Origin of the sequence: Nocardia terrae, assembly GCF_009760405.1 — a bacterium.
Classification (GTDB): Bacteria; Actinomycetota; Actinomycetes; order Mycobacteriales; family Mycobacteriaceae; genus Nocardia; species Nocardia terrae.
The window spans coordinates 244,693-263,812 of record NZ_WRPP01000012.1 but is presented as its reverse complement, the minus strand read 5'-3'; the positions used below and the strand labels follow the sequence as shown (position 1 = coordinate 263,812).

Sequence of the window (19,120 nt, the reverse complement as noted above, 5' to 3'; positions counted from 1 at the left end):
CCGGACCCCTCGGGACTGGAGGGCATACGGCGAGAGTCCGGTGTTTCGCGTGGCGGTCCGGACCCCTCGGGACTGGAGGGCATACGGCGAGAGTCCGGTGTTTCGCGTGGCGGCCCGGACCCCTCGGGACTGGAGGGCATACGGCGAGAGTCCGGTGTTTCGCGTGGCGGCCCGGACCCCTCGGGACTGGAGGACATACGGCGAGAGTCCGGTGTTTCGCGTCGCGGCCCGGATCTGTTCGGGGTGAAGGGAATCCGGCGGCGGCTCGGCGAATTGCGTGGCGGCTCCGGTGCGTCGGGGGTGGAGAGCGTCCGGCGGCGGCGACCCGATGATCCGGCGGCGTTGGAAGCGGACACGGATCTCGGTGCGGGCGGCCGGGATTCGGCCGGTGGTCGGTGGAAACGCCGGGCCGGGTCCCTGCCGCGCGGTCGAGCCGGGGATCGCGCCCGGCCGACCACGCCGGGCCAGCTGCGGCGGACCCGGTGGATGCTGACCGGGCTCTTCACTGCGCTGACCGCCGTCTGCCTGATCGTGCTGGCCTCCATCGCGGCCTCCATCGACGGGCATTCGCGGGACAAGGCGTTGGACGCGCGGGTCGACCGGGTGGTGACCGGCCTGGTCCGCGAGGTGTATTGGAACGAGGACGGCAGCGTCGATCTCGAGACCGTGCGCGGGGACGAGGATCTGGTGGGCGGCCAGAAGACGGTCGCGATTCTGGTGCGCGACGCGAACGGCGGCTGGTCGGAGCAGTTCGTGCGCAAGCGGTCCGGGCTGCCCGCGAACCTGACCGATACGGCGCAGCAGGTCGCCGAGTCCGAGGACACGCTGTGGCAGACCGTCGCCGACCGCGACGGCAACCCGGTGCGGCTGGCGATCGCCCCCGCCTGGGACAACGACGGCGCGGTCGGCGCGGTCGTGTTCGCGGGCGCGGACCCCGCACCCGGGCAACGCGATCATCGCAGCCTGGTCATGGCCCTGTGGGGCGGCGGCCTGGCACTGGTCCTGATCGCGGGTCTGGCGGGACACCTGCTGTCGGGGGCGAGCATGCGCCCCGCGCTGCGCATGCTGGACCAGCAGGAGCGCTTCCTGTCCGAGGCTTCGCACGAATTGCGTACCCCGCTGGCCACTTTGCGGCTCTACCTCGATGCCGCGCTGCGGGATCCGGCCGACACCCGGCGCGCGGTCACCGACGCGCGCTCGCTCACCGATCGCATGGGCCGCATGGTGGCCGGCCTGCTGGCCCGCACGCGCGCGGAAAGCGGTGTGGGAGAACTGGATCTGCAGCGGCTGTACCTGGATCAGCTGGTCGAGGGCGTGGTCGCCGAATCCGGCGGCGAGATCGAACTGAGCGCCGAACCGACCGCGGTGCGCGCGGATCCGGACCTGCTGGCGCTGGCCGTGCGCAACCTGATCGACAACGCGGTGGTGCACGGCGGCACACCCGTGCAGGTCCGGGTCGCGGCGGGACGGGTGGTCGTGCGTGATCACGGGCCCGGCCCCGATCCCGCGCTCACCGATCCGTTCCGGCGCGGCGCGGTCGGGACACGCGGACACCATGGCATCGGACTCTCGCTGGTGCGGTGGGTGGCCGACGTCCATTCTGGTTCCGTGACACTGACTTCCGCGCCCGGCGGTGGCGCGCTGGCCACCCTCACCCTGCCGGAAGCGCCCGAGGACTCGCCCGCCGCCCAGTGAAGTTGTCGTGATCTTCATCACACGCGGCGTAGGGTGGCGGCGTGCCCACCACCAATGTCGAGAGGTTCGTCGGTGCCCCGCGCGCGAATGTCTTCCGCGCGCTCCTGGACGCGCGTTCGGTGCGAACGTGGATGGTCCCCGACGGAATGTCCAGCCGCGTCCTCGAATTCGATCCCCGCGTCGGCGGCCGCTTCCGGATCTCGCTGACCTATGACCGGCCCACCGAGGCCGGTAAGACGACCGCGCACACCGACACCTTCCACGGTGTCTTCGCCCGCCTCGTCCCGGACCGGGAGGTGGTGCAGACCGTCGAATTCGAGACCGAGGACCCGGATCTGCGCGGCGAGATGACCGTCACCTACACCCTCGTCGACGCCCCCGGCGGAACGACGGTGACCGCCCGGCACGAGAACCTGCCGCCGGGACTGTCCCCGCGCGACAACGAGACCGGATTCCGGATGGCGCTGGCCAAACTCGCCCGATTGAACGAGCGCGCCGCCGAAGACTGACCCGACGCCCGGGTGAACAACGCGATACCAGGAGCTGACCGTCAGCGCAAGCCTGGATGAAACGCCGGAAATTCGTACAGTTGATTGGTATGGCGTTGCCGGGATTCCCGCATCCTTCCGGAATCGCCGAGTACGACGATCGGCGGCGCCGGGAGCGGCTGCACGCGACCCGGCTCGGCGCCGGCTGGGTGCGCTGGCGCCGGACCCGTCTGATGATCATGCGGCTCAGCCTGATTCCACTGGTCACGATCGGCGTGTTCGCCGAGTACCTGGCCGTGGACGTGCTGCCGGAACAGGCGCGGCTGGCGCAGACCCACCCCGCGGTGCTGCCTATCGCGGGTCCCTCGGATCCGAAGGCGAGCGATACCGCCGTCTTCGATCTGGTCGGGCTCGGCGTGCTCGATGCCAGTGACACCGCGCGAGCGCTGCCCTCGCTGCGCCGGCTCGGATCGGTCTGGGCGGTGCGCTACGACAACACCGGTATCGACACCAAGGTCATCGCGGATCTGATCGTGAAGGTCACCGACGCGGCCAAGGTGCCGAACGTGGTGCTGTCCGGGCACAGCATGGGCGGGGTGATCGCGCTCGAGATCGCCAAACACCTGCACACGGGCAGCACCAAGAAGGTGCAGGCGGTCCTGTTGGACTGCACGCCGGTCGATCTCGACGCCGTCCGGCCCGAGAGCCGCGACCAGGGCGAGGAGATGCTGCGCTGGATGGGCTGGGTCCCCGGCGCGCGCGAGAGCCGGTTCCTGCGACTGGTCGTGGAGATGTATGCGCGCCACGACCGTTTCGCCGGCGGCCCCTATCTGATCCGCGGCGACCAGTTCCGCGACGCCCTGAAAGACGTGCTGCGCACCAAGATCCTGAACAACGACGCCGCCAGCAACGGCCTGATCGAGGCCCAGTTCAAGGCGATCGTGGCGGGCGGCGCGGTGGACGATCTGCGCGCGCTCGCCAAACCCGTCGCGGGCAAGCCGCGTCCGGCCGTGGTGTTCATCCGCCCGCACAACCCCTTCGACGATCCGATCGTGGACGTCGATTACTCACACAAGGTGCTCATCGACCAGGTCGGCGGCATGGATGGAACGCTGCTGGTGGTGAAGACGCGAACCACCGGGCACGCCAACCCGATCGAGCGGCCGCAGGAGTACAACACGGTCATCGAGAATCAGGTCGTGCCGTTCGTGCGCGAGTTACAGCTGGAGTGGGCCACCACCGCGGTCTATCTCGGCCGGTGAGGGCCGCTCAGCGCACGACGTCGTCGAAGGCGGGCCGAATTCCCGAGGGCGGCACCAGATTCCACCGCTCCAACTGAACCCGAACCTGCTCGGCGGCATCGATGTTCAACGGCCCGCTGGTCCACAGCGCATACGGCAGGTTCAGGAACCGCCCGTCCTTCACCGCCCGCAGATTCTGGATGCCGGGCTTGCCCCGCAACAGCTCCACCTTCTGCTCGACAGTCTGCGGCGGATAGTCCACGAACACAATGGCATCCGGATCGGCCGCCGCCAGCCGCTCCCAGGAGACCTGCGTCCAGGTGTCGGCCACATCCGCGAGTACGTTCCGCCCGCCCGCCGCCTCCAGAATCGCCTGCGGCGCACCGAATTGACCACTCGACATGATCGTGTCGGAGGCGCTGTCGAAGACGAAGATCGCGGGCGGGTTCGCCGCCGGGGGAGCGGACCGCAGAGCCGCCAGCCGCCGATCCAGATCCCCGGTGACTCGCGCCGCCTCATCCTTGCGCCCCGTGATCGCTCCCAGCGCGGTCAGATCGGTGCGCAACGCCGTCCACGCATCCACCACGCCGCGCTCACCATCGGCCCTGCGGCAGCTCTCGGTCAGCACATAGGGCGCGACCCCCGCGGCCCGCAACGAATCCGGCGTCAGATTCGCGGCCTCGGAATACCCGTAACTCCATCCCGCCACCATGACGTCGGGCCGCTGCGCCAGCACCGTTTCTCGTGAGGGGTAATCCGGCGCAACGGAATTCAGCGTGTCGACCGCATCGCCGTAGTGCTTGCGCAGCGTCTCCGCATCCCGTTTCAGGCTGGACACCGCGACGGTCTGCCCCTGCGCGCCGAGCGCCAGCACCATCGAGATCAGATTCCCGTCATTGACGAACATCCGCTGCGCCGGCGACGGAAACTTCTGCCCCACACCACAATTGCGCACCTCCAGGTTCCCTGCGCCCTCCCGCTGTGCCCCGCACCCCACCGCCATCACGACCGCCATCGCCAGCACCGGCCACACCTTCCCGCCGCCACTCCTCCCGAGAAGCGTCGAGTGGTGCATCCTCGCGGCGAAATCGGGCGAATCCCCTCGGGGATGTGCGACTCGGCGAAAGGTCATCCGGCGTGCGAACGTGGTCAAGACAGGGCCTTTCGTTCGGTGATGATCAGGTGGGTGCGAGTCGACTCGGGGTCGGGCGCACGGTGGGCTCGGACGCCGAAGACTCGCTCCAGAATCTCGGTGCGCAAGGCGACTTCCGGTCGATCGAGGGGGTGCGCCCGCCCGCCCTCGACCACCAGCACCCGATCGCAGAATCGGTCCGCCAAGCTCAGATCGTGCAGGCTCATCACGACCGTCCGCGCCAGTTCCCTTGTCAGCGCCAGCAATTCGAGCTGATGGGTGATGTCCAGATGGTTGGTGGGCTCGTCCAACAACAGCACCGGCGTCCGCTGCGCAAGTGCCCGCGCCAGCAACACCCGCTGCCGCTCCCCGCCGGAGAGTCTGCTCACCGGCCGTCCGATGAATCCGTCCAGATCCACCAGCCGCAGAACCGCTTCCACGGCGGCCCGCTCGTCCGGCCCGCCCGCGCCCCATGGCGGCAGATACGGGGTACGGCCCAAGGCCACCAACTCACCGACCCGCAGATCATCGGGCGGCTGCTCGTCCTGCCCGACCAGACCGACCAGCCGAGCCCGCTCCCGCTGTGAAACCCGGTGCAGCGGACGGCCGTCCACGACGACCTCGCCCGCGACCGGCGAGACCAAGCCCGCCAGGGTGCGCAGCAGCGTAGTCTTCCCCGCCCCATTGGGCCCCACGATCCCCACCGTCTCCCCGGCTCGCACCGCGAACTCGACGCCCGACAGGACGGTGCGCCGACCCGCGACGCACTCGAGTCCGAAGACCTCCAGCCCGCCGGCCGTCAGCTCCGGTGCCCCGGACTGCTCTCGCCCTGCTCCGAACCTCCGGTGGCGAGCAGGATTTCGCGTACCTCCGGAACGGTGCTCGCTACCCGCGCCGACGCCTGCCCCGGTCAGCTCGGCGGCGGTTCCGCGCACCTGCGGCGAGCCGCCGCCGGCGAGCGTAGTGGCCGCCGTCATCGCGGACTTTTCCGAGCCTCTTCCGAAGATCCTGAGGCGACGGTGCTTTCGTGCCCCGACGGGCGTGCGTCGTTCGGCGGGCGAATGGGGCTGATCGACGCCCTCGGCGCGCTCGGCGGCGTTCGCGACCGATCCGGGGGCGATCGGTGTCGGCTGCTGTGCGGCGTCGATCGGGCGAGCGTCGGCGCGAAGTCGTGCCGGGCCGGTGTCGTCGGGGGTCATGCCGTGCCGAAGCGGTAGTGGCGGCGGCCCATGAGCAGGAGGAAGGCGGGGGCGCCGATGAGGCCGGTGAGGACGCCGACCGGGATTTCGGTGGGGCGGACCAGGATTCGGGTGGCGGCGTCGGCTACCACGAGGAACGCGGCTCCGCACAGGGCGCTCGCGGGGAGGAGCGCGTGGTGGCGGGGGCCGACCAGGAGGCGGGCGGCGTGGGGGATGACCAGGCCGACGAAGCCGATGCCGCCGGAGACGGCGACCAGCACGCCGACCAGGACGGCCAGCAGGATGAACAGGGCGATGCGCAACTCGCGCACGGGGATTCCGAGGGAGGCGGCGGTATCGGGTCCGAGGTTGAGGGCGTCGAGCCAGTGGGCGGCCAGCAGGAGGGCGGTGAGGCTGGCGGCGACCACGCAGGCGGGCAGGAGGATTCGGGTCCAGTCGGCGCCCGCGAGGCTGCCGAGGAGCCAGAAGAGGACCGATTGGGCGGCCGACGGGTCGCTGCCGCGGAAGATGAGATAGCTGCTGAAGGCGGCGAAGGCCGACCCGAGGACGGTGCCGGTGAGCACCAGACGCAGTGGGGTGAGGCCGCCTTGGGCCATGGCGATCAGGAAGACGGCGGCGGCCGCGGCCAGGGCTCCGGCGAGTGCGCCCGCCGAGAGTGCCCAGAGCCCCGCTCCGGCGAACAGGCCGGAGGTGATGACCGCTGCCGCACCGACGCCCGCGCCGGAGGAGACGCCCAGCAGATAGGGATCGGCCAGCGGGTTGCGGACCAAGGTCTGCATGGCCGCGCCGGCGACGGCCAGGCCCGCGCCGACGATGGCGGCGAGAATCGTTCGCGGCACTCGCAATTGCCACACGATGGTGTCGAGTCCGAGATCGGCGGGCGCGCCGCCGCTGAATCGCCCTCGCAGCACGGCGAGTACGTCACGCAACGGGATGTTCTCCGCCCCGAACCCGGTCGCGCAGACCATGGCCGCGAGCAGCAGCAGTCCCATGACGGGCAGGGCTATCGATGTGCGCGCACGGCTCATCGCGGTGGCTCCTCGGGCAAATCGCGGCCTCTCCAGAGTGTTTCGCGGCGGGGGAGGTCTGACTCGCACGGCCCGGGGACCCTGCTCACAGTGGCGCGACCGTTCCGGAGTTACACCGGATTCCCGCACCCGCCGAGGATGACAGCGCCGAACTCTACCTCACCGTTATTGAAAATGAATTCCAATAAGGTAGCAAGGCCGGGTTCGCTCAGCGGACGCGGGTGCCGAGGAGATGGCGAACGCCGCTGATGAAGAGCTGGAGACCGAAGTCGAAGCGGGAGGTGGCATCGGTGGTGTCGTAGAGGGGCGAATGTTCTTCGGCCAGTGCGCCCATGGAGTCCATCTGGATGCGGGACTGCTCGTCGACCGTCTGGCCGAGCACGTAATAGAGCAGCGTGTAGGCGGCCAGATCGGCCTCCTCGCGGGTCATGCCCGCGCGAATCGCGGCGCTGGCCAGGCGTTCCCGGCCCTTGCTGGTGGTGAGGCGGGAAGCGTAGGTGGCCGAGACCAATTCGGCGCCGTCACGGTAGGCGAGCAGGCATTCGCGCAGCCGGTGCGCCAATTCGGTGATCTGCTCGGCCCATTCGTCCGCGGCGACCGGCTCGTCCATCGGCCCGAGGATGCGGTCGGCGACCGCGCCCAGCAGCGCCTGCTTGTTGGGGAAGTGCCAGTACAGCGCGCCCGGCTGGACGTGCAGCGAGGTGGCCAGCCGGCGCATGGTGAGATCGGCCAGTCCGTACTGGTCGAGAATGGCGATCGCCCCGTCGACCACGTCCGTGCGATGGAGTTGCACTGAAAAACCCGACCCTCTCGTGTTCCGGCTCACGTTCCGGACTGCTAGCCTACCCTGAACACCGTTCAAGTTGCTCGGCCACGCGGCCGCACGAAGGGATTCGCACGGACATGACCCAGGCAGCCGTCACCACCGAAGCCGTCGACGCCGGCGGCGTCAATGCTCTCAGCGCCACAGGCGACGACATTCTCGCCATCGCTCGCGAGCAGGTGCTCGAGAACGGCGTCGGCCTGACCCAGGAGCAGACGCTGCGGGTCCTGCAGCTCGGCGACGACCGGCTCGAGGAGCTGCTCGGCCTGGCCCACGACGTGCGCATGAAGTGGTGCGGCCCCGAGGTCGAGGTCGAGGGCATCATCTCGCTCAAGACCGGCGGCTGCCCCGAGGACTGCCACTTCTGTTCGCAGTCCGGCCTTTTCCAGTCGCCCGTGCGCGCCGCCTGGCTCGACATCCCCTCCCTCGTCGAGGCCGCCAAGCAGACCGCCAAGACCGGCGCGACCGAGTTCTGCATCGTGGCCGCCGTGCGCGGTCCGGACGAGCGGCTCATGGCACAGGTCGCCGCGGGCGTGGAGGCCATCCGCAACGAGGTCGACATCCAGGTCGCCTGCTCGCTGGGCATGCTCAACCAGGAGCAGGTCGACCAGCTCGCCGCCATGGGCGTGCACCGCTACAACCACAACCTCGAGACCGCGCGTTCGCACTTCCCGAACGTGGTCACCACCCACACCTACGACGAGCGCTGGGAGACCCTGCGCATGGTGCGCGAGGCCGGCATGGAGGTCTGCTGCGGCGGCATCCTCGGCATGGGCGAATCCCTGGAGCAGCGCGCGGAATTCGCCGCCGACCTGGCCTCGCTCGAGCCCGACGAGGTCCCGCTGAACTTCCTCAACCCGCGCCCGGGCACCCCGTTCGGCGACCTCGAGGTGCTGCCCGCCGCCGACGCGCTGCGTGCCGTCGCCGCCTTCCGTCTGGCCATGCCGCGCACCATCCTGCGCTTCGCCGGCGGCCGCGAGATCACCCTGGGCGACCTGGGCGCCAAGCAGGGCATCTTGGGCGGCATCAACGCCGTCATCGTCGGCAACTACCTGACCACGCTGGGCCGCCCGGCCGAGTCCGACATCGATCTGCTCGGCGAGCTCAAGATGCCGATCAAGGCGCTCAACGAAACCCTCTGACGAGGGCTGAGGGGGTCCGGGGGCTCAGCCCCCGCCTCGTCCCTTACCGTATGGGGTATGGGGCGCTGTCCCCGAAAGCCGGCCCAAACGCCCAAGTTTGAGACACGAAGGATCTTTCGAGGTGGTCGTGGACATCGAGGAGCGCTACAACCCCTTCACAGGGAAGCGAGTGGTGCCGGGTCTGGAGGATCCCGTACCTGCCGCCGCGGCATTGGGGTTGGAGCCGCCGCGCTTCTGTGAACAGTGCGGCCGCCGCATGATCGTGCAGGTCAGCCCCGACGGCTGGTGGGCCAAGTGCTCCCGGCACGGGGTAGTCGACTCCACGAGCCTGGAACACCGGTAGTGGCAAGCGCACTCGCCGCCGAGCCGGGCGGGCTACGCGGCGATGTCGTGAAGCGGGAAGTGCGCGCGGCGGCGGTCGTGGTGGCCGCCATCGCCGCGGTGGGCGCGCTGGCCGGGGTCGCCTGGGCGTTCCTGGCTCCCGCCGAGCAGTTCCTGGTGGTCGAACCCGATCGCGGTTCGGCGTTGACCGGTGAGAGCATGCACCGCTTCGACGCGCTCGCCATCTTCGTGCTGATCGGCGTCGTCGCCGGTGTGCTCACCGCCGCCGGGTCCTGGCGCAGGCGGCGGGTGCGCGGCCCGATCCTGCTGACGGGCATCCTCATCGGGTCCCTGGCGGGCGCGTTCCTCACCAAGGTCGTCGGTGAGGCGGTGGCCGAACAGCTGCACACCCGCCCCAAGCATCCGGCCGTCCACACCATCGTGGAATTCGCTCCCTCCGTGGAGGGTTGGGCCGCGCTCATCGCCCAGCCCCTCGCCGCGGCCGTGGTCGTGCTGCTGCTGACGGCCCTGAGCACCTCCGACGATCTGGGCACCGGCGAATACCTGCCCTTCGGCGGCAACCGCCCCGAACCGGTCGTGCTCGCACCGCCGCAATACGGTTCGGCCATCAGCTACGGCCCCTACCCGGGTTCCAACGCCGGCACCCAGTTCACCCCGCGTGACCCCGTGGTTCCCTTCGACGCCCCGGGCGCCGAATCCGAAACCCGCTGAGCATCGGCGCAATATTCGCTGGAGCTCCGGCGTTGTACCCCTTACCGTGTTCGAGTTCACCGAACCGATGCACCCTGGGGATTCCGATGAAGACCACACCCGCCGATCGCGGCGCGCCCGCCCCGGCGGAGCGCCCGGATCTCACGGCCTGGCGTCAGCGCCACGAGCTCCGCAGATCCAATGCCGCCCAGCCGATTCCGAACGGCCGCCGCTACAAGCGCACCACCAAGCACCGCGATCGCGACAATTAGCCGCGCCGGTGGGCTGTCGCGTTCGCCGTATTTGGGCGAAGATGCCCGAATGACGACAGTCGAGCGCAACATGTTCCCCGCGTGGTTCGACCGCCTACAGGTCAAATACATGAACCCGGTGGTCCGTCACCTCGCCCCCTATCTCCCCGGTTTCGCGGTCATCGAGCATCGTGGCCGCAAGTCCGGCCGTGAGTTCGCGACCCCGGTCAACGCCTTCCGCGGCAACGGCAAGCTGGTGGTCGCCATGGGACACGGTCGCACCGACTGGATCCGCAATCTCCTCGCCGCCGACGGGGGCAGCACCCGCACCGCCTTCCGCCGCTACCGCCTCACCAACCCGCGTGTGATCGCCCGCGGCGAAGCGGGCTCCGACCTCCCCTTCGCCGCCCGCCTCGCGGGCCGCAATCTGCCCCTGTTCGTAGCCGACATCCTCCCCGAATAGCCGTGCCAATCTCCTCGGGGCTGGTCGCTAGCGATAGCCCCGTGCGAGAAGGAATTTGGCCCCGGTCTCCAGCCCCTTGGGGGTCTGCAACTCGAAGTCGAAGGTGTCGGCGAGCCGGTTGATGACGTTGAACACGGCCGAGACCGCCAGGGCGTCCGTTATCTGATCGCGGGTTACGCCGGTGGGCAGCACTTTTCGCATATCCTCCGCGTCGACCGTGCCGTCCCTGGTCAGTTTTGTGAGCAATACGAGGACGGCGCGCAGGCCGTCCTCGACGGGGGCCGATTCGATATCGGCCAGGACCGCCTGGACTTTCGGGGCGTCCCGGTAGGCGCGGGCCGCGGTGGCGGTGTGCGCGGCGAGGCAGAAGGCGGTGTCGTTCGCCTGGGATATGCAGGCCGCCATCAGTTCTCGATCGGCGACCGACCAGGCGGAGGGGCCGCGCATGACCTGATGGGTGAACGCTCGGGCGTGGGCGCCGAAGAAATCGGGGCGGTACATCATCAGCCTGACGACATCCGGCAGAGGCTGGCCGGAAAAGAGCCGGACCATGGTGAACAGTGCCTTGGCGGTGGGTCGATAGCCGTGCTCGAGGATGTCGGGTCGCATCAGTTCTCCTCGGTGCCGGTCGCTTCGGCCAGGGCGGTCAGCGCGGCGTCGTACATGCGGGTGGACTGTCCGACGGCGGCGCAGATCACCAGTTCGAAGAGCTGATCCTCGCTGAATCCGCCCGCCTTCGCCGCGGTGAAGTCCGCATCGGTGACCTGCGTCGGCTTCGTCGCGACCTTGTCGATCAATTCGCGCAAAGGTGTTGGGACATCAGTGTTCCGGAAGGCCCGGTCGCGCTCCTCGGCCGAGGTCGTACCGTCTCCCTTCAGCACTCGGTCGACCAGTGCGCGAAGCAATGCTTGTTTGCTGTCATCGGTTGCCACAACCGCCTCCGGGAGCGAGATACGCAGGTTCTGCCTTCCTTCCGATTGTGGCCCTGTACCGCGCCGGAGGTCGGCGACACCGATGAATTCGGACGACCCGCATCGTCTCAACGGTCATGACTCAACCCACGTTCACCTCGGTGCTGACCGTCGCCGTCCCCGTGACCGACCAGGACCGCACCAAGGAACTGTTCGAGACCCTCGGCTCGAAAACCATCTTCGACCGCGAACTCCAGCCGGGCTTCCGCTGGCTGACACTGGAGCTCCCGGGCGGCACCGCGACACTGTCGCTGATCCTCGCGGGCCCGGAGTTGCCCACGGGCATAGACACCGGCGTCCGCCTGTCCACCCCGGACGCCCGCGCCGCCCACGCCACCCTGACCGGACTCGGACTACAGGTCGGCGATCTGCTCGACTGGGAATCCGCCCCGCTGATGTTCGTCTTCCGCGACCCGGACGGCAACCGCTTCTACGTCACCGAACCCTACGACAGCGAATAGCGCAGGTGGCGGGTCACGTCGCCGGTCAAGGTGATGGTGACCTCGCGCCGCGCGAACCGCCACCGCCCGTCGCGGCGCTCGAAGCGATCGCGGTAGCGCCCGGTGACCACGGCTTGCAGCGGAAAGTCCGGAAGTGCCTGGAAGACGGTGAAATAGGCGCGCGAATCCGCCACGTCGCCGGTGTCGTCGAATTCGACGGCGATATTGGTGGTGACGTGGTGGGTCCGCGGCGTGCCGTCCTCGTAGCGGATCACCGTGCCGCGCAACATCTTCTCGACCCCGGCGCTGCCGCGCACCGAACCGCCGCCGCCCGCGAACTCACCGTCCGCGAAAAGCTCGCCGACACCGGCGAAGTCGCCCGCATCGACGAGTTCGGCGTACCTCGCGATCAAATTCGTCACGGCGGTCGTCTCGGTGGCAGTGCTCATGCCAGTGACAGTAGGCCGAAGATCGGCCGGGCGGGATCGGGAGGGTGATCTTCGCCGCCGCAGGCCCGCGATCACCAGCGGTAGCGTTGCTCGCTGACGCGGACGGCGACGAATCGGCACCAGGGTTCCACGAAATGCCGGGTGAAGTCGTGCAGGACGCGGGCCGCCTGCGGCATGTGGGGGCCCGCGTCGGTGTAGTAGCCGTGCCGGTGGCCCAGGACAGTGCGGCGGGCGTGGGCTTCGAGCCGGTCGAACGGGGAGTCCGGTTGGGGCCTGGCGGCGAGGACGTTGGCGAAGCGCAGGTAGTAGCCGTTGTGGGACAGGATGTTCCACTCTTCGTCGGAGATGGCCGGTTCCCGTCTCGGCAGCGACCAGCGCTTGGTCAGCTGCATACGGATCAGGTCGTGGGCGATGGCGGCGTCGACCAGGCTCCAGGCGAGATCGCCCGCCACCTCGCGCACCCACGCGCCGTGTGCGGCGAACTCGTCGGCGCGCTGCGACGCGGCGCGGCGAAACGGCCAATTCGGTTGGGAGTAACCGGAACTGGCCACCGGCTCGACGATCGACACCCGGGCGGCCGCGGCTCCGTACCGGTCGTGGATGGGGCGCAGCACCGGCTCGGTGCGGGTCAGGCTGGGCACGAAATCCTCGAAACCCGGTGCGTCGCTGTCCCGCAACGCCTCCCGGCCCACGCGTTCGCCCTCCGAGGAGATCTGGTGCAGCGCGGTGACCATGTCGCCGTAGGCGCCGAGCAACTGCGTGATCAGCGCGGAGCGCCGGTTCACCCCGAGCGCCCGGGTGGCGACCAGGGCGGAGGTCGCCGCCGCGAGGGCGGACGCCGTCGGAGCGATGACCTGGAACGTAGTCATGGGATTCAGCTGGGAGGGCGGAGGGCCGCGAATTCGTCGGTGACCCGGATCTCGGAGTCGGTGAAGCGGTAGACGGCGGCCGGGCGGCCGCCCGCGCGGCCGGGGGAGGCGGTCGCACCGGTGGGCGTGATGACTTTGCGACGCGACAATACTCGCTGGAGGTTGGTGGTGTCGACGTCGTAACCCAGGGCGGCGCAGTAGATTTCGCGCAGGGTCGACATGGTGAAGGTGGCGGGGGCCAGGCCGAAGGCGATGTTGGTGTAGGAGAGCTTGGCGGCCAGGCGGTTCCGGGCGTGGCGCACGACGGTGCCGTGGTCGAAGGACATGGCGGGCAGCGCCGAGACCGGGTGCCACTTGGTGTCGTGGGGGAGTACCGGTTCGGCGGTCATCGGGACCAGGCCCAGGTAGGCCGAGGCGATGCGGCGGTCGCCGGGGACGCGGTCGGGATCGCTGAAGACCCACACCTGTTCCAGGTGGGTCAGCTCGCGCACATCGACCTTCTCGGCGAGCTGGCGGGCGGCGGAGGTGTCGAGGTCCTCGTCGTCGCGCAGGCGGCCGCCGGGAAGTGACCAGGTGCCCTTGGCGGGGTCCAGTGCTCGTTCCCAGAGCAGGACGGCCAGTTCGGTGTGGTGGCCGGGCGGGCAGCGGTCGGCTGCATCTTTCCCGAGAATGGTGATCCCTCCCACACTAGGGCTCTCACCTGCACTGATGGTGTCGGGGAAGCGACGAACCTGGAACACCGCGGTGAGCGTTTCGTGGATGGTGCTACGATGGGCCACGTTTTCGATTCTAAGTCGAAAACCTGTTGGATGCGAATCGGCGAGGTTGCCGGGCGCATGAGAGAAGGAGCCATCCCATGGCTGCAGCAGTGGGCGCGACGCTGACGTTGACCGATCGCATCGCGGACGGTCCGTCGGGATTCACCGGTGTGGACGCCACCCCCGAATGGGCGGCGGAGATCAAGCGACTGGCGCGCGAGCGCAATGCCACCATCCTGGCGCACAACTATCAGCTGCCCGAGATCCAGGACATCGCCGACCATGTGGGCGACTCCCTGGCCCTGTCCCGGATCGCCGCCGAGGCGCCCGAGGACACCATCGTCTTCTGCGGCGTGCACTTCATGGCCGAGACCGCCAAGATCCTCAGCCCCGAGAAGACCGTGCTCATCCCCGACCAGCGCGCGGGCTGCTCGCTGGCCGACTCCATCACCGCCGACGAGCTGCGCGCCTGGAAGGCCGAGCACCCGGACGCCCTGGTGGTCTCCTACGTGAACACCACCGCCGCGGTGAAGGCGCTGACCGACATCTGCTGCACCTCGTCCAACGCCGTCGACGTGGTCGCCTCCATCGACCCCGACCGTGAGGTGCTGTTCCTGCCGGACCAGTTCCTGGGTGCGCACGTCAAGCGCGTGACCGGCCGCGAGAACATGCACATCTGGATGGGCGAATGCCACGTGCACGCCGGCATCAACGGCGACGAGCTCAACGAGCAGGCCCGCACCCACCCCGACGCCGAGCTGTTCGTGCACCCCGAATGCGGTTGCGCCACTTCGGCTCTCTACCTCGCGGGCGCGGGCGAGTTCCCGGCGGACCGCGTGCACATCCTCTCCACCGGCGGCATGATCGATGCCGCGAAGGCCGCGAAGAGCAACCAGGTCCTGGTCGCCACCGAGGTCGGCATGCTGCACCAGCTGCGAAAGGCCGCCCCCGGCATCGACTTCCAGGCCGTGAACGACCGCGCCTCCTGCAAGTACATGAAGATGATCACCCCCGCCGCCCTGCTCCGCTGCCTGGTGGAGAACCGCGACGAGGTCCACGTCGACGCCGAAACCGCCGCCCTGGCCCGCAATTCGGTCCAGCGCATGATCGAGATCGGCAACCCGGGCGGCGGCGAATAGCCACGCCCACCCCGGCAGGGGAGGGATGAGCAATGGTGAATACATCGATTTCCATCACCTGGGAGGCCGAGGCCGACCTGGTGGTCGTGGGTGGCGGCGTGGCGGGTCTGACCGCCGCGCGTACCGCATCCCTGCGCGGGCTGCGGGTGCTGACCCTCAGCAAGGGCGGACCCAACGACACCTCGACCCAGTACGCGCAGGGCGGCATCGCCGTCGTCGCGCCGCACGGGGATTCGGTCGAATCCCATGTGCACGACACCGTGGTCGCGGGAGCCGGGCTGTGTGACGAGGACGCGGTGCGCTCCATCGTCGAGGGCGGCCAGCACGCGGTGGCGGCGCTGACCGACCTCGGCGCCGTGTTCGACCTCGGCCGCGACGGCGAGGTGTCGCGCACCCGCGAGGGCGGCCACAGCACTCGCCGGATCATCCACGCGGGCGGCGACGCCACCGGCGCGGAAGTGCAGCGCGCCCTGAACGCGGCCGGAATGCAGGTCATGTTCGGGGCCGCGGCGCTCGACATCGTGACCGGACCCGAAGGGGTGCGCGGCGTCATCGCGGTGTCGGACAAGGGATTCGGCATCGTCCACTCACCGGCCGTGCTGCTCGCCACCGGTGGTCTGGGGCAGCTGTACGCGTGCAGCACCAACCCGTCCGGCGCCACCGCCGACGGCGTCGCCCTGGCCCTGCGGGCCGGTGCGCTGGTCTCCGACCTCGAGTTCCTGCAGTTCCACCCGACGGTCCTGTTCACGCCGGGCGGGATCGGCCGACGCCCGCTGATCAGCGAGGCGGTCCGCGGCGAGGGTGCGACTCTCGTCGACACCGAGGGCGATTCGGTCACCGCGGGCGTCCACCCGCGCGGCGATCTCGCGCCCCGCGACGTGGTCTCCCGGGCCATCGCCGCCCGCATGGCCGAACTCGGCACCGATCACGTCTACCTCGACGGCCGCGCGATCGAGGGCTTCGCGCAACGCTTCCCGACCATCACGGCCTCCTGCCTGGCCGCGGGCATCGACCCGACCGTGGACCTGATTCCCGTCGCCCCCGCCGCCCATTTCCAATGTGGCGGCATCCACACCGACACTCACGGCCGCACCACGGTCCCCGGCCTCTACGCAGCCGGCGAGGTCGCCCGCACCGGCCTGCACGGCGCGAACCGCCTCGCCTCCAACAGCCTGCTCGAGGGCCTGGTCGTCGGCGAACGCGCGGGCGCGGCCGCCGGCGAACGCCGCGGCATGTCGGCCCCGATCACCGAGGCCGGCCCGCTGCGCTTCCCCCGAGCCGACCGAAAACTCCTCCAGGAGTTGATGACCGAACGCGCGGGCATCGTCCGCGACGGCGACGGCCTGCGCGCCGCCATCCTCCGCATGGTCGGCCTGGTCGCTGACAACGCGGCCCCGGACATCACGGTCGAGTGGGCGCTCAACCGCCCTTCGGTCGCCACGGAGCCCAAGGGCGAAGGTTCCACTCGTCACTCCGGCGCGTCCTCGGCCGGAATCCACGACGGCGGTGTGGATCCCGAACAGAAGCAGGCCGGGGTGACGAGCGTGTCGGCAGCCCCAGCGGGCGGATCGTCCGCGACGGCGGGCGGGGCCGCCTCCCCAACCGGCACGGCGACGGCGATCATCCGTGAGCTCGAGGATTCGGCGCTCACCCTGACCGCGCGGGCACTGCTCGTCGCGGCGGCGGCGCGCACCGAGAGCCGCGGCTGCCACACCCGCTCGGATCACCCGGAGCCGCAGCAGGAGTCACGGCGCAGCACCCACGTGCGCCTCGGGTCCGATGGTCGGCCGAAGCTGGTCACCGACGGCGTCGCACCCGCGATAGCCTGGGGCCGCCCCGCGGTCCCCGCCGCGTCATGAGGGGGTTCGCGCGCCCGGTCGGATTGTCCGGAGCCGTAGGCGGGGCTGCGGCGCGGCACCCCGTCGCGGCTCGGGGCGGATGGGCGTTCGACGCTGGTTTCCGAGGGCGTCGAGCCGCTGCCGTGGGCTCGCGCCGCGATTTCCGCCGCGTCATGGGCGGGTTCGCCCACACGGTCGCTGGCCGTCGCGGCGATTGTGGCACGACCCGAGGGGTGGGGATGCGCGCACCGGGGCCGGGTCGCGGTCTCCGGCGTCTCGAGGCTCCGCGCCGTATGGGAACGACGTTCACCTCGGGTGCTGTCACCGGGATCGCGGGCCGATGTGCCGCGGTCGACAGTGCCTGGGGCACAAGGCAAGTCATCGAAGAAGGAGCGCTGTCATGACCCTCGACGCCGGACTCGACCGCGACGAAGTGGTCGCTCTGATCCGCACGGCCCTCGGTGAGGATCTGCGGTACGGGCCCGACATCACCACCATGGCCACGGTGCCCGCGGACGCGATGGCCAAGGCGGACATGGCTTCCCGGCAGCCGGGGACGGTCGCGGGGCTGGATGTCGGGTTGCTGGTGCTGGACGAGGTCTTGGGCGCGGGCAATTACGAGGTGACCGCGCGGGTGGCCGACGGTACCCGGGTGCAGCCGGGGGACAAGGTGCTCAGCCTCGTCGCGCCGACTCGCGGGCTGCTCACGGCCGAGCGGACCATGCTGAATCTGGTGTGCCACTTGTCCGGAATTGCGACCGCCACCTCGCGGTGGGCGGACGCGGTCGCCGGGACCGAATGCCGGATTCGCGACAGCCGCAAGACGCTTCCGGGCCTGCGCGCGCTGCAGAAGTACGCGGTCCGGGTGGGCGGCGGCGTGAATCATCGCATGGGCCTGGGCGATGCCGCGTTGATCAAGGACAACCACGTGGTGGCCGCGGGCTCGGTGGTTGCCGCGTTGCGCGCTGTGCGGGAACTGAATCCGGAGATCGAGTGCGAGGTCGAGGTGGACAGTCTCGATCAGCTCGACGCGGTGCTCGCCGAGGACGTGGAACTGGTGCTGCTGGACAACTTCCCGCTGTGGGCCACGCAGGCGGCCGTGCAGCGCCGCAATTCTCGCTCGCCGCGCACCAAACTCGAGTCGTCGGGCGGACTTTCGCTGGACATGGCGGCGGATTACGCGCGGACCGGCGTGGATTATCTGGCCGTGGGCGCGCTCACGCATTCGGTCCGGGTGCTGGATCTCGGACTGGATATGTGAAAAGCGAGTAATGGCGGATTCGTCCCCGGCGTGCCACTCGGCCGGGGACGAATGCCCTGTTCAGCGCCGGTAGACCGGTGGATCGACCAGCCAGCCGATGCCACCGCACCCCGTGCACAGGATTGTCGACCCGTTCGCGGAATAGCCTGCGGCCCCGGTGCCTTCGCACCAGGCGCAGTAACGCCAGCCTCGATTCGGGTGGACGGTGTCGAGCAGGATATTGAGGAACCCTTGGATCGCCATGCAGAGTGAATCCCCTCGCTAGGCATCAAACGATCCAAGAATGCGGGATGCCGCGGGTGACTGTCCAGCAAAAGCCAGAGGGGTTTACACACCGAATTCGTGTGGGTCCAGGCGCAATACCTGACAAGCCTCGCGAATCACCGTGAGCGCGTGTGCGTCGAGTTCGCCCTCGATTCGCCCGACGATCAGACCGATGCGCACCACCGCCCGCGCCTGCTCGGGCCGCTCGGTGGCCTTGGCGATCTGCGCCATCACATAGGCGTGGCCGAAGGCCGGATCCATGATGAGCCGGGCGCAGTTGTCCTCGAACAGGTTTCGCAGATCGTCGGAGGACTGACGCTGCAGAACCTCGTGTGCGCCGGCCATCTGCGCGATGCGCATGCGCGCCGCCGGATCGACGCGCCCGTCGGTCGCGGCCAGCACCGCGCACATGCCGAGGGCGGCATCGCGGAAAGTTTCGCCCCACAGCTCGTTTCGAGGCCCGGGCGGTGGACCCGGGGGATCGGTTTGCGGGGACGCCGGGGAAACCAGCCGATTCGAGAACGCCATGACACACTCCGAGAAAACCACCGGACCCACGGACTCCCCGTGTCCGAGCCCGGACCCTGCGAACCAACCCTGCGTCGATCCACCCACAGCGACAGTAACAGCCTGCCGT

At 69.6% G+C, this 19,120-nt stretch carries 23 protein-coding genes; 12 read left to right on the top strand and 11 right to left on the bottom strand.

What is annotated here, in order from left to right; all coding sequences use genetic code 11:
- From GPX89_RS39535 to GPX89_RS39525, 3 genes are all read left to right on the top strand, one after another.
- Nucleotides 1–1,695: sensor histidine kinase (locus GPX89_RS39535; RefSeq protein WP_207710610.1), on the top strand; the 1,695-nt coding region annotated here is incomplete at its 5' end.
- Nucleotides 1,696–1,736: 41 nt separating this feature from the next.
- Entirely contained in the window at nucleotides 1,737–2,204 is a 468-nt protein-coding gene (locus tag GPX89_RS39530; RefSeq protein WP_328602838.1) for an SRPBCC domain-containing protein, read from the top strand.
- 89 nt (nucleotides 2,205–2,293) lie between these two features.
- Nucleotides 2,294–3,445 (top strand): alpha/beta fold hydrolase, encoded by a 1,152-nt coding sequence (locus GPX89_RS39525; protein ID WP_157392849.1) that lies wholly within the window; start codon nucleotides 2,294–2,296, stop codon nucleotides 3,443–3,445.
- 7 nt (nucleotides 3,446–3,452) lie between these two features.
- On the opposite strand, the gene GPX89_RS39520 is transcribed toward GPX89_RS39525, so the two are convergent.
- The 4 genes from GPX89_RS39520 to GPX89_RS39505 all read right to left on the bottom strand — a co-directional run bounded on the left by GPX89_RS39520 (nucleotide 3,453) and on the right by GPX89_RS39505 (nucleotide 7,576).
- A complete protein-coding gene (locus GPX89_RS39520) occupies nucleotides 3,453–4,439 on the bottom strand; it encodes an ABC transporter substrate-binding protein (RefSeq protein WP_235949160.1) in 987 nt (328 codons plus the stop codon).
- A gap of 134 nt (nucleotides 4,440–4,573) precedes the next feature.
- On the bottom strand, nucleotides 4,574–5,755 hold the full coding sequence (locus GPX89_RS39515; protein WP_235949093.1) for an ABC transporter ATP-binding protein: 1,182 nt from the start codon (nucleotides 5,753–5,755) through the stop codon (nucleotides 4,574–4,576).
- Nucleotides 5,752–6,783, bottom strand: a complete 1,032-nt coding sequence (locus GPX89_RS39510) for a FecCD family ABC transporter permease (protein WP_157392847.1) — start codon at nucleotides 6,781–6,783, stop codon at nucleotides 5,752–5,754. The genes GPX89_RS39515 and GPX89_RS39510 overlap by 4 nt, the downstream gene beginning before the upstream one ends.
- 208 nt (nucleotides 6,784–6,991) lie before the next feature.
- Nucleotides 6,992–7,576: a TetR/AcrR family transcriptional regulator C-terminal domain-containing protein gene (locus GPX89_RS39505; protein WP_328602837.1), complete on the bottom strand. Its 585-nt coding sequence runs from the start codon at nucleotides 7,574–7,576 to the stop codon at nucleotides 6,992–6,994.
- Between the two features lie 110 nt (nucleotides 7,577–7,686).
- Here GPX89_RS39505 and bioB point away from each other — a divergent pair, with 110 nt between their 5' ends.
- The 5 genes from bioB to GPX89_RS39485 all read left to right on the top strand — a co-directional run bounded on the left by bioB (nucleotide 7,687) and on the right by GPX89_RS39485 (nucleotide 10,494).
- On the top strand, nucleotides 7,687–8,748 hold the full coding sequence (gene bioB / locus GPX89_RS39500) for a biotin synthase BioB (protein ID WP_157392845.1): 1,062 nt from the start codon (nucleotides 7,687–7,689) through the stop codon (nucleotides 8,746–8,748).
- 127 nt (nucleotides 8,749–8,875) lie between these two features.
- The gene (bsaP, locus tag GPX89_RS39495) at nucleotides 8,876–9,091 is read left to right on the top strand and encodes a biotin synthase auxiliary protein BsaP (RefSeq protein ID WP_328602845.1); all 216 of its coding nucleotides are present in this window, start codon (nucleotides 8,876–8,878) and stop codon (nucleotides 9,089–9,091) included.
- Nucleotides 9,091–9,801 (top strand): DUF2567 domain-containing protein, encoded by a 711-nt coding sequence (locus GPX89_RS39490; protein ID WP_157392843.1) that lies wholly within the window; start codon nucleotides 9,091–9,093, stop codon nucleotides 9,799–9,801. The genes bsaP and GPX89_RS39490 overlap by 1 nt, the downstream gene beginning before the upstream one ends.
- A gap of 86 nt (nucleotides 9,802–9,887) precedes the next feature.
- Entirely contained in the window at nucleotides 9,888–10,052 is a 165-nt protein-coding gene (locus tag GPX89_RS44080) for a hypothetical protein (protein ID WP_198347800.1), read from the top strand.
- A 49-nt stretch (nucleotides 10,053–10,101) separates the two neighbouring features.
- Nucleotides 10,102–10,494 (top strand): nitroreductase family deazaflavin-dependent oxidoreductase, encoded by a 393-nt coding sequence (locus GPX89_RS39485; protein ID WP_157392842.1) that lies wholly within the window; start codon nucleotides 10,102–10,104, stop codon nucleotides 10,492–10,494.
- Nucleotides 10,495–10,521: 27 nt separating this feature from the next.
- Here the strand turns inward: GPX89_RS39485 and GPX89_RS39480 are convergent, their stop codons facing one another.
- Both GPX89_RS39480 and GPX89_RS39475 read right to left on the bottom strand, forming a co-directional pair.
- A complete protein-coding gene (locus GPX89_RS39480; RefSeq protein WP_157392841.1) occupies nucleotides 10,522–11,103 on the bottom strand; it encodes a carboxymuconolactone decarboxylase family protein in 582 nt (193 codons plus the stop codon).
- Entirely contained in the window at nucleotides 11,103–11,426 is a 324-nt protein-coding gene (locus GPX89_RS39475) for a carboxymuconolactone decarboxylase family protein (protein ID WP_328602836.1), read from the bottom strand. The genes GPX89_RS39480 and GPX89_RS39475 overlap by 1 nt, the downstream gene beginning before the upstream one ends.
- A 116-nt stretch (nucleotides 11,427–11,542) precedes the next feature.
- Between GPX89_RS39475 and GPX89_RS39470 the strand changes: the two genes are divergently transcribed.
- Complete coding sequence (locus GPX89_RS39470; RefSeq protein WP_157392840.1) at nucleotides 11,543–11,926, top strand: VOC family protein; 384 nt, start codon at nucleotides 11,543–11,545, stop codon at nucleotides 11,924–11,926.
- Here the strand turns inward: GPX89_RS39470 and GPX89_RS39465 are convergent.
- The 3 genes from GPX89_RS39465 to GPX89_RS39455 all read right to left on the bottom strand — a co-directional run bounded on the left by GPX89_RS39465 (nucleotide 11,911) and on the right by GPX89_RS39455 (nucleotide 14,002).
- Nucleotides 11,911–12,354, bottom strand: coding sequence for a nuclear transport factor 2 family protein (locus GPX89_RS39465; RefSeq protein ID WP_157392839.1), 444 nt, complete (start codon nucleotides 12,352–12,354; stop codon nucleotides 11,911–11,913). The genes GPX89_RS39470 and GPX89_RS39465 overlap by 16 nt on opposite strands.
- 71 nt (nucleotides 12,355–12,425) lie before the next feature.
- Nucleotides 12,426–13,223, bottom strand: coding sequence for a hypothetical protein (locus GPX89_RS39460; protein WP_157392838.1), 798 nt, complete (start codon nucleotides 13,221–13,223; stop codon nucleotides 12,426–12,428).
- Nucleotides 13,224–13,228: 5 nt separating this feature from the next.
- Nucleotides 13,229–14,002, bottom strand: coding sequence for an NUDIX hydrolase (locus GPX89_RS39455; RefSeq protein ID WP_328602835.1), 774 nt, complete (start codon nucleotides 14,000–14,002; stop codon nucleotides 13,229–13,231).
- 77 nt (nucleotides 14,003–14,079) lie between these two features.
- Between GPX89_RS39455 and nadA the strand changes: the two genes are divergently transcribed.
- From nadA to nadC, 3 genes are all read left to right on the top strand, one after another.
- Nucleotides 14,080–15,120: a quinolinate synthase NadA gene (gene nadA / locus GPX89_RS39450; protein WP_157392837.1), complete on the top strand. Its 1,041-nt coding sequence runs from the start codon at nucleotides 14,080–14,082 to the stop codon at nucleotides 15,118–15,120.
- Between the two features lie 32 nt (nucleotides 15,121–15,152).
- Nucleotides 15,153–16,979, top strand: a complete 1,827-nt coding sequence (locus tag GPX89_RS39445) for an L-aspartate oxidase (RefSeq protein ID WP_157392836.1) — start codon at nucleotides 15,153–15,155, stop codon at nucleotides 16,977–16,979.
- A gap of 379 nt (nucleotides 16,980–17,358) precedes the next feature.
- Nucleotides 17,359–18,219, top strand: a complete 861-nt coding sequence (gene nadC / locus GPX89_RS39440; RefSeq protein WP_157392835.1) for a carboxylating nicotinate-nucleotide diphosphorylase — start codon at nucleotides 17,359–17,361, stop codon at nucleotides 18,217–18,219.
- A gap of 60 nt (nucleotides 18,220–18,279) precedes the next feature.
- On the opposite strand, the gene GPX89_RS39435 is transcribed toward nadC, so the two are convergent.
- Both GPX89_RS39435 and GPX89_RS39430 read right to left on the bottom strand, forming a co-directional pair.
- Nucleotides 18,280–18,462 (bottom strand): hypothetical protein, encoded by a 183-nt coding sequence (locus GPX89_RS39435; RefSeq protein ID WP_157392834.1) that lies wholly within the window; start codon nucleotides 18,460–18,462, stop codon nucleotides 18,280–18,282.
- 84 nt (nucleotides 18,463–18,546) lie between these two features.
- Nucleotides 18,547–19,011, bottom strand: a complete 465-nt coding sequence (locus tag GPX89_RS39430) for a tellurite resistance TerB family protein (protein WP_157392833.1) — start codon at nucleotides 19,009–19,011, stop codon at nucleotides 18,547–18,549.
- Nucleotides 19,012–19,120 lie beyond the last annotated feature (109 nt).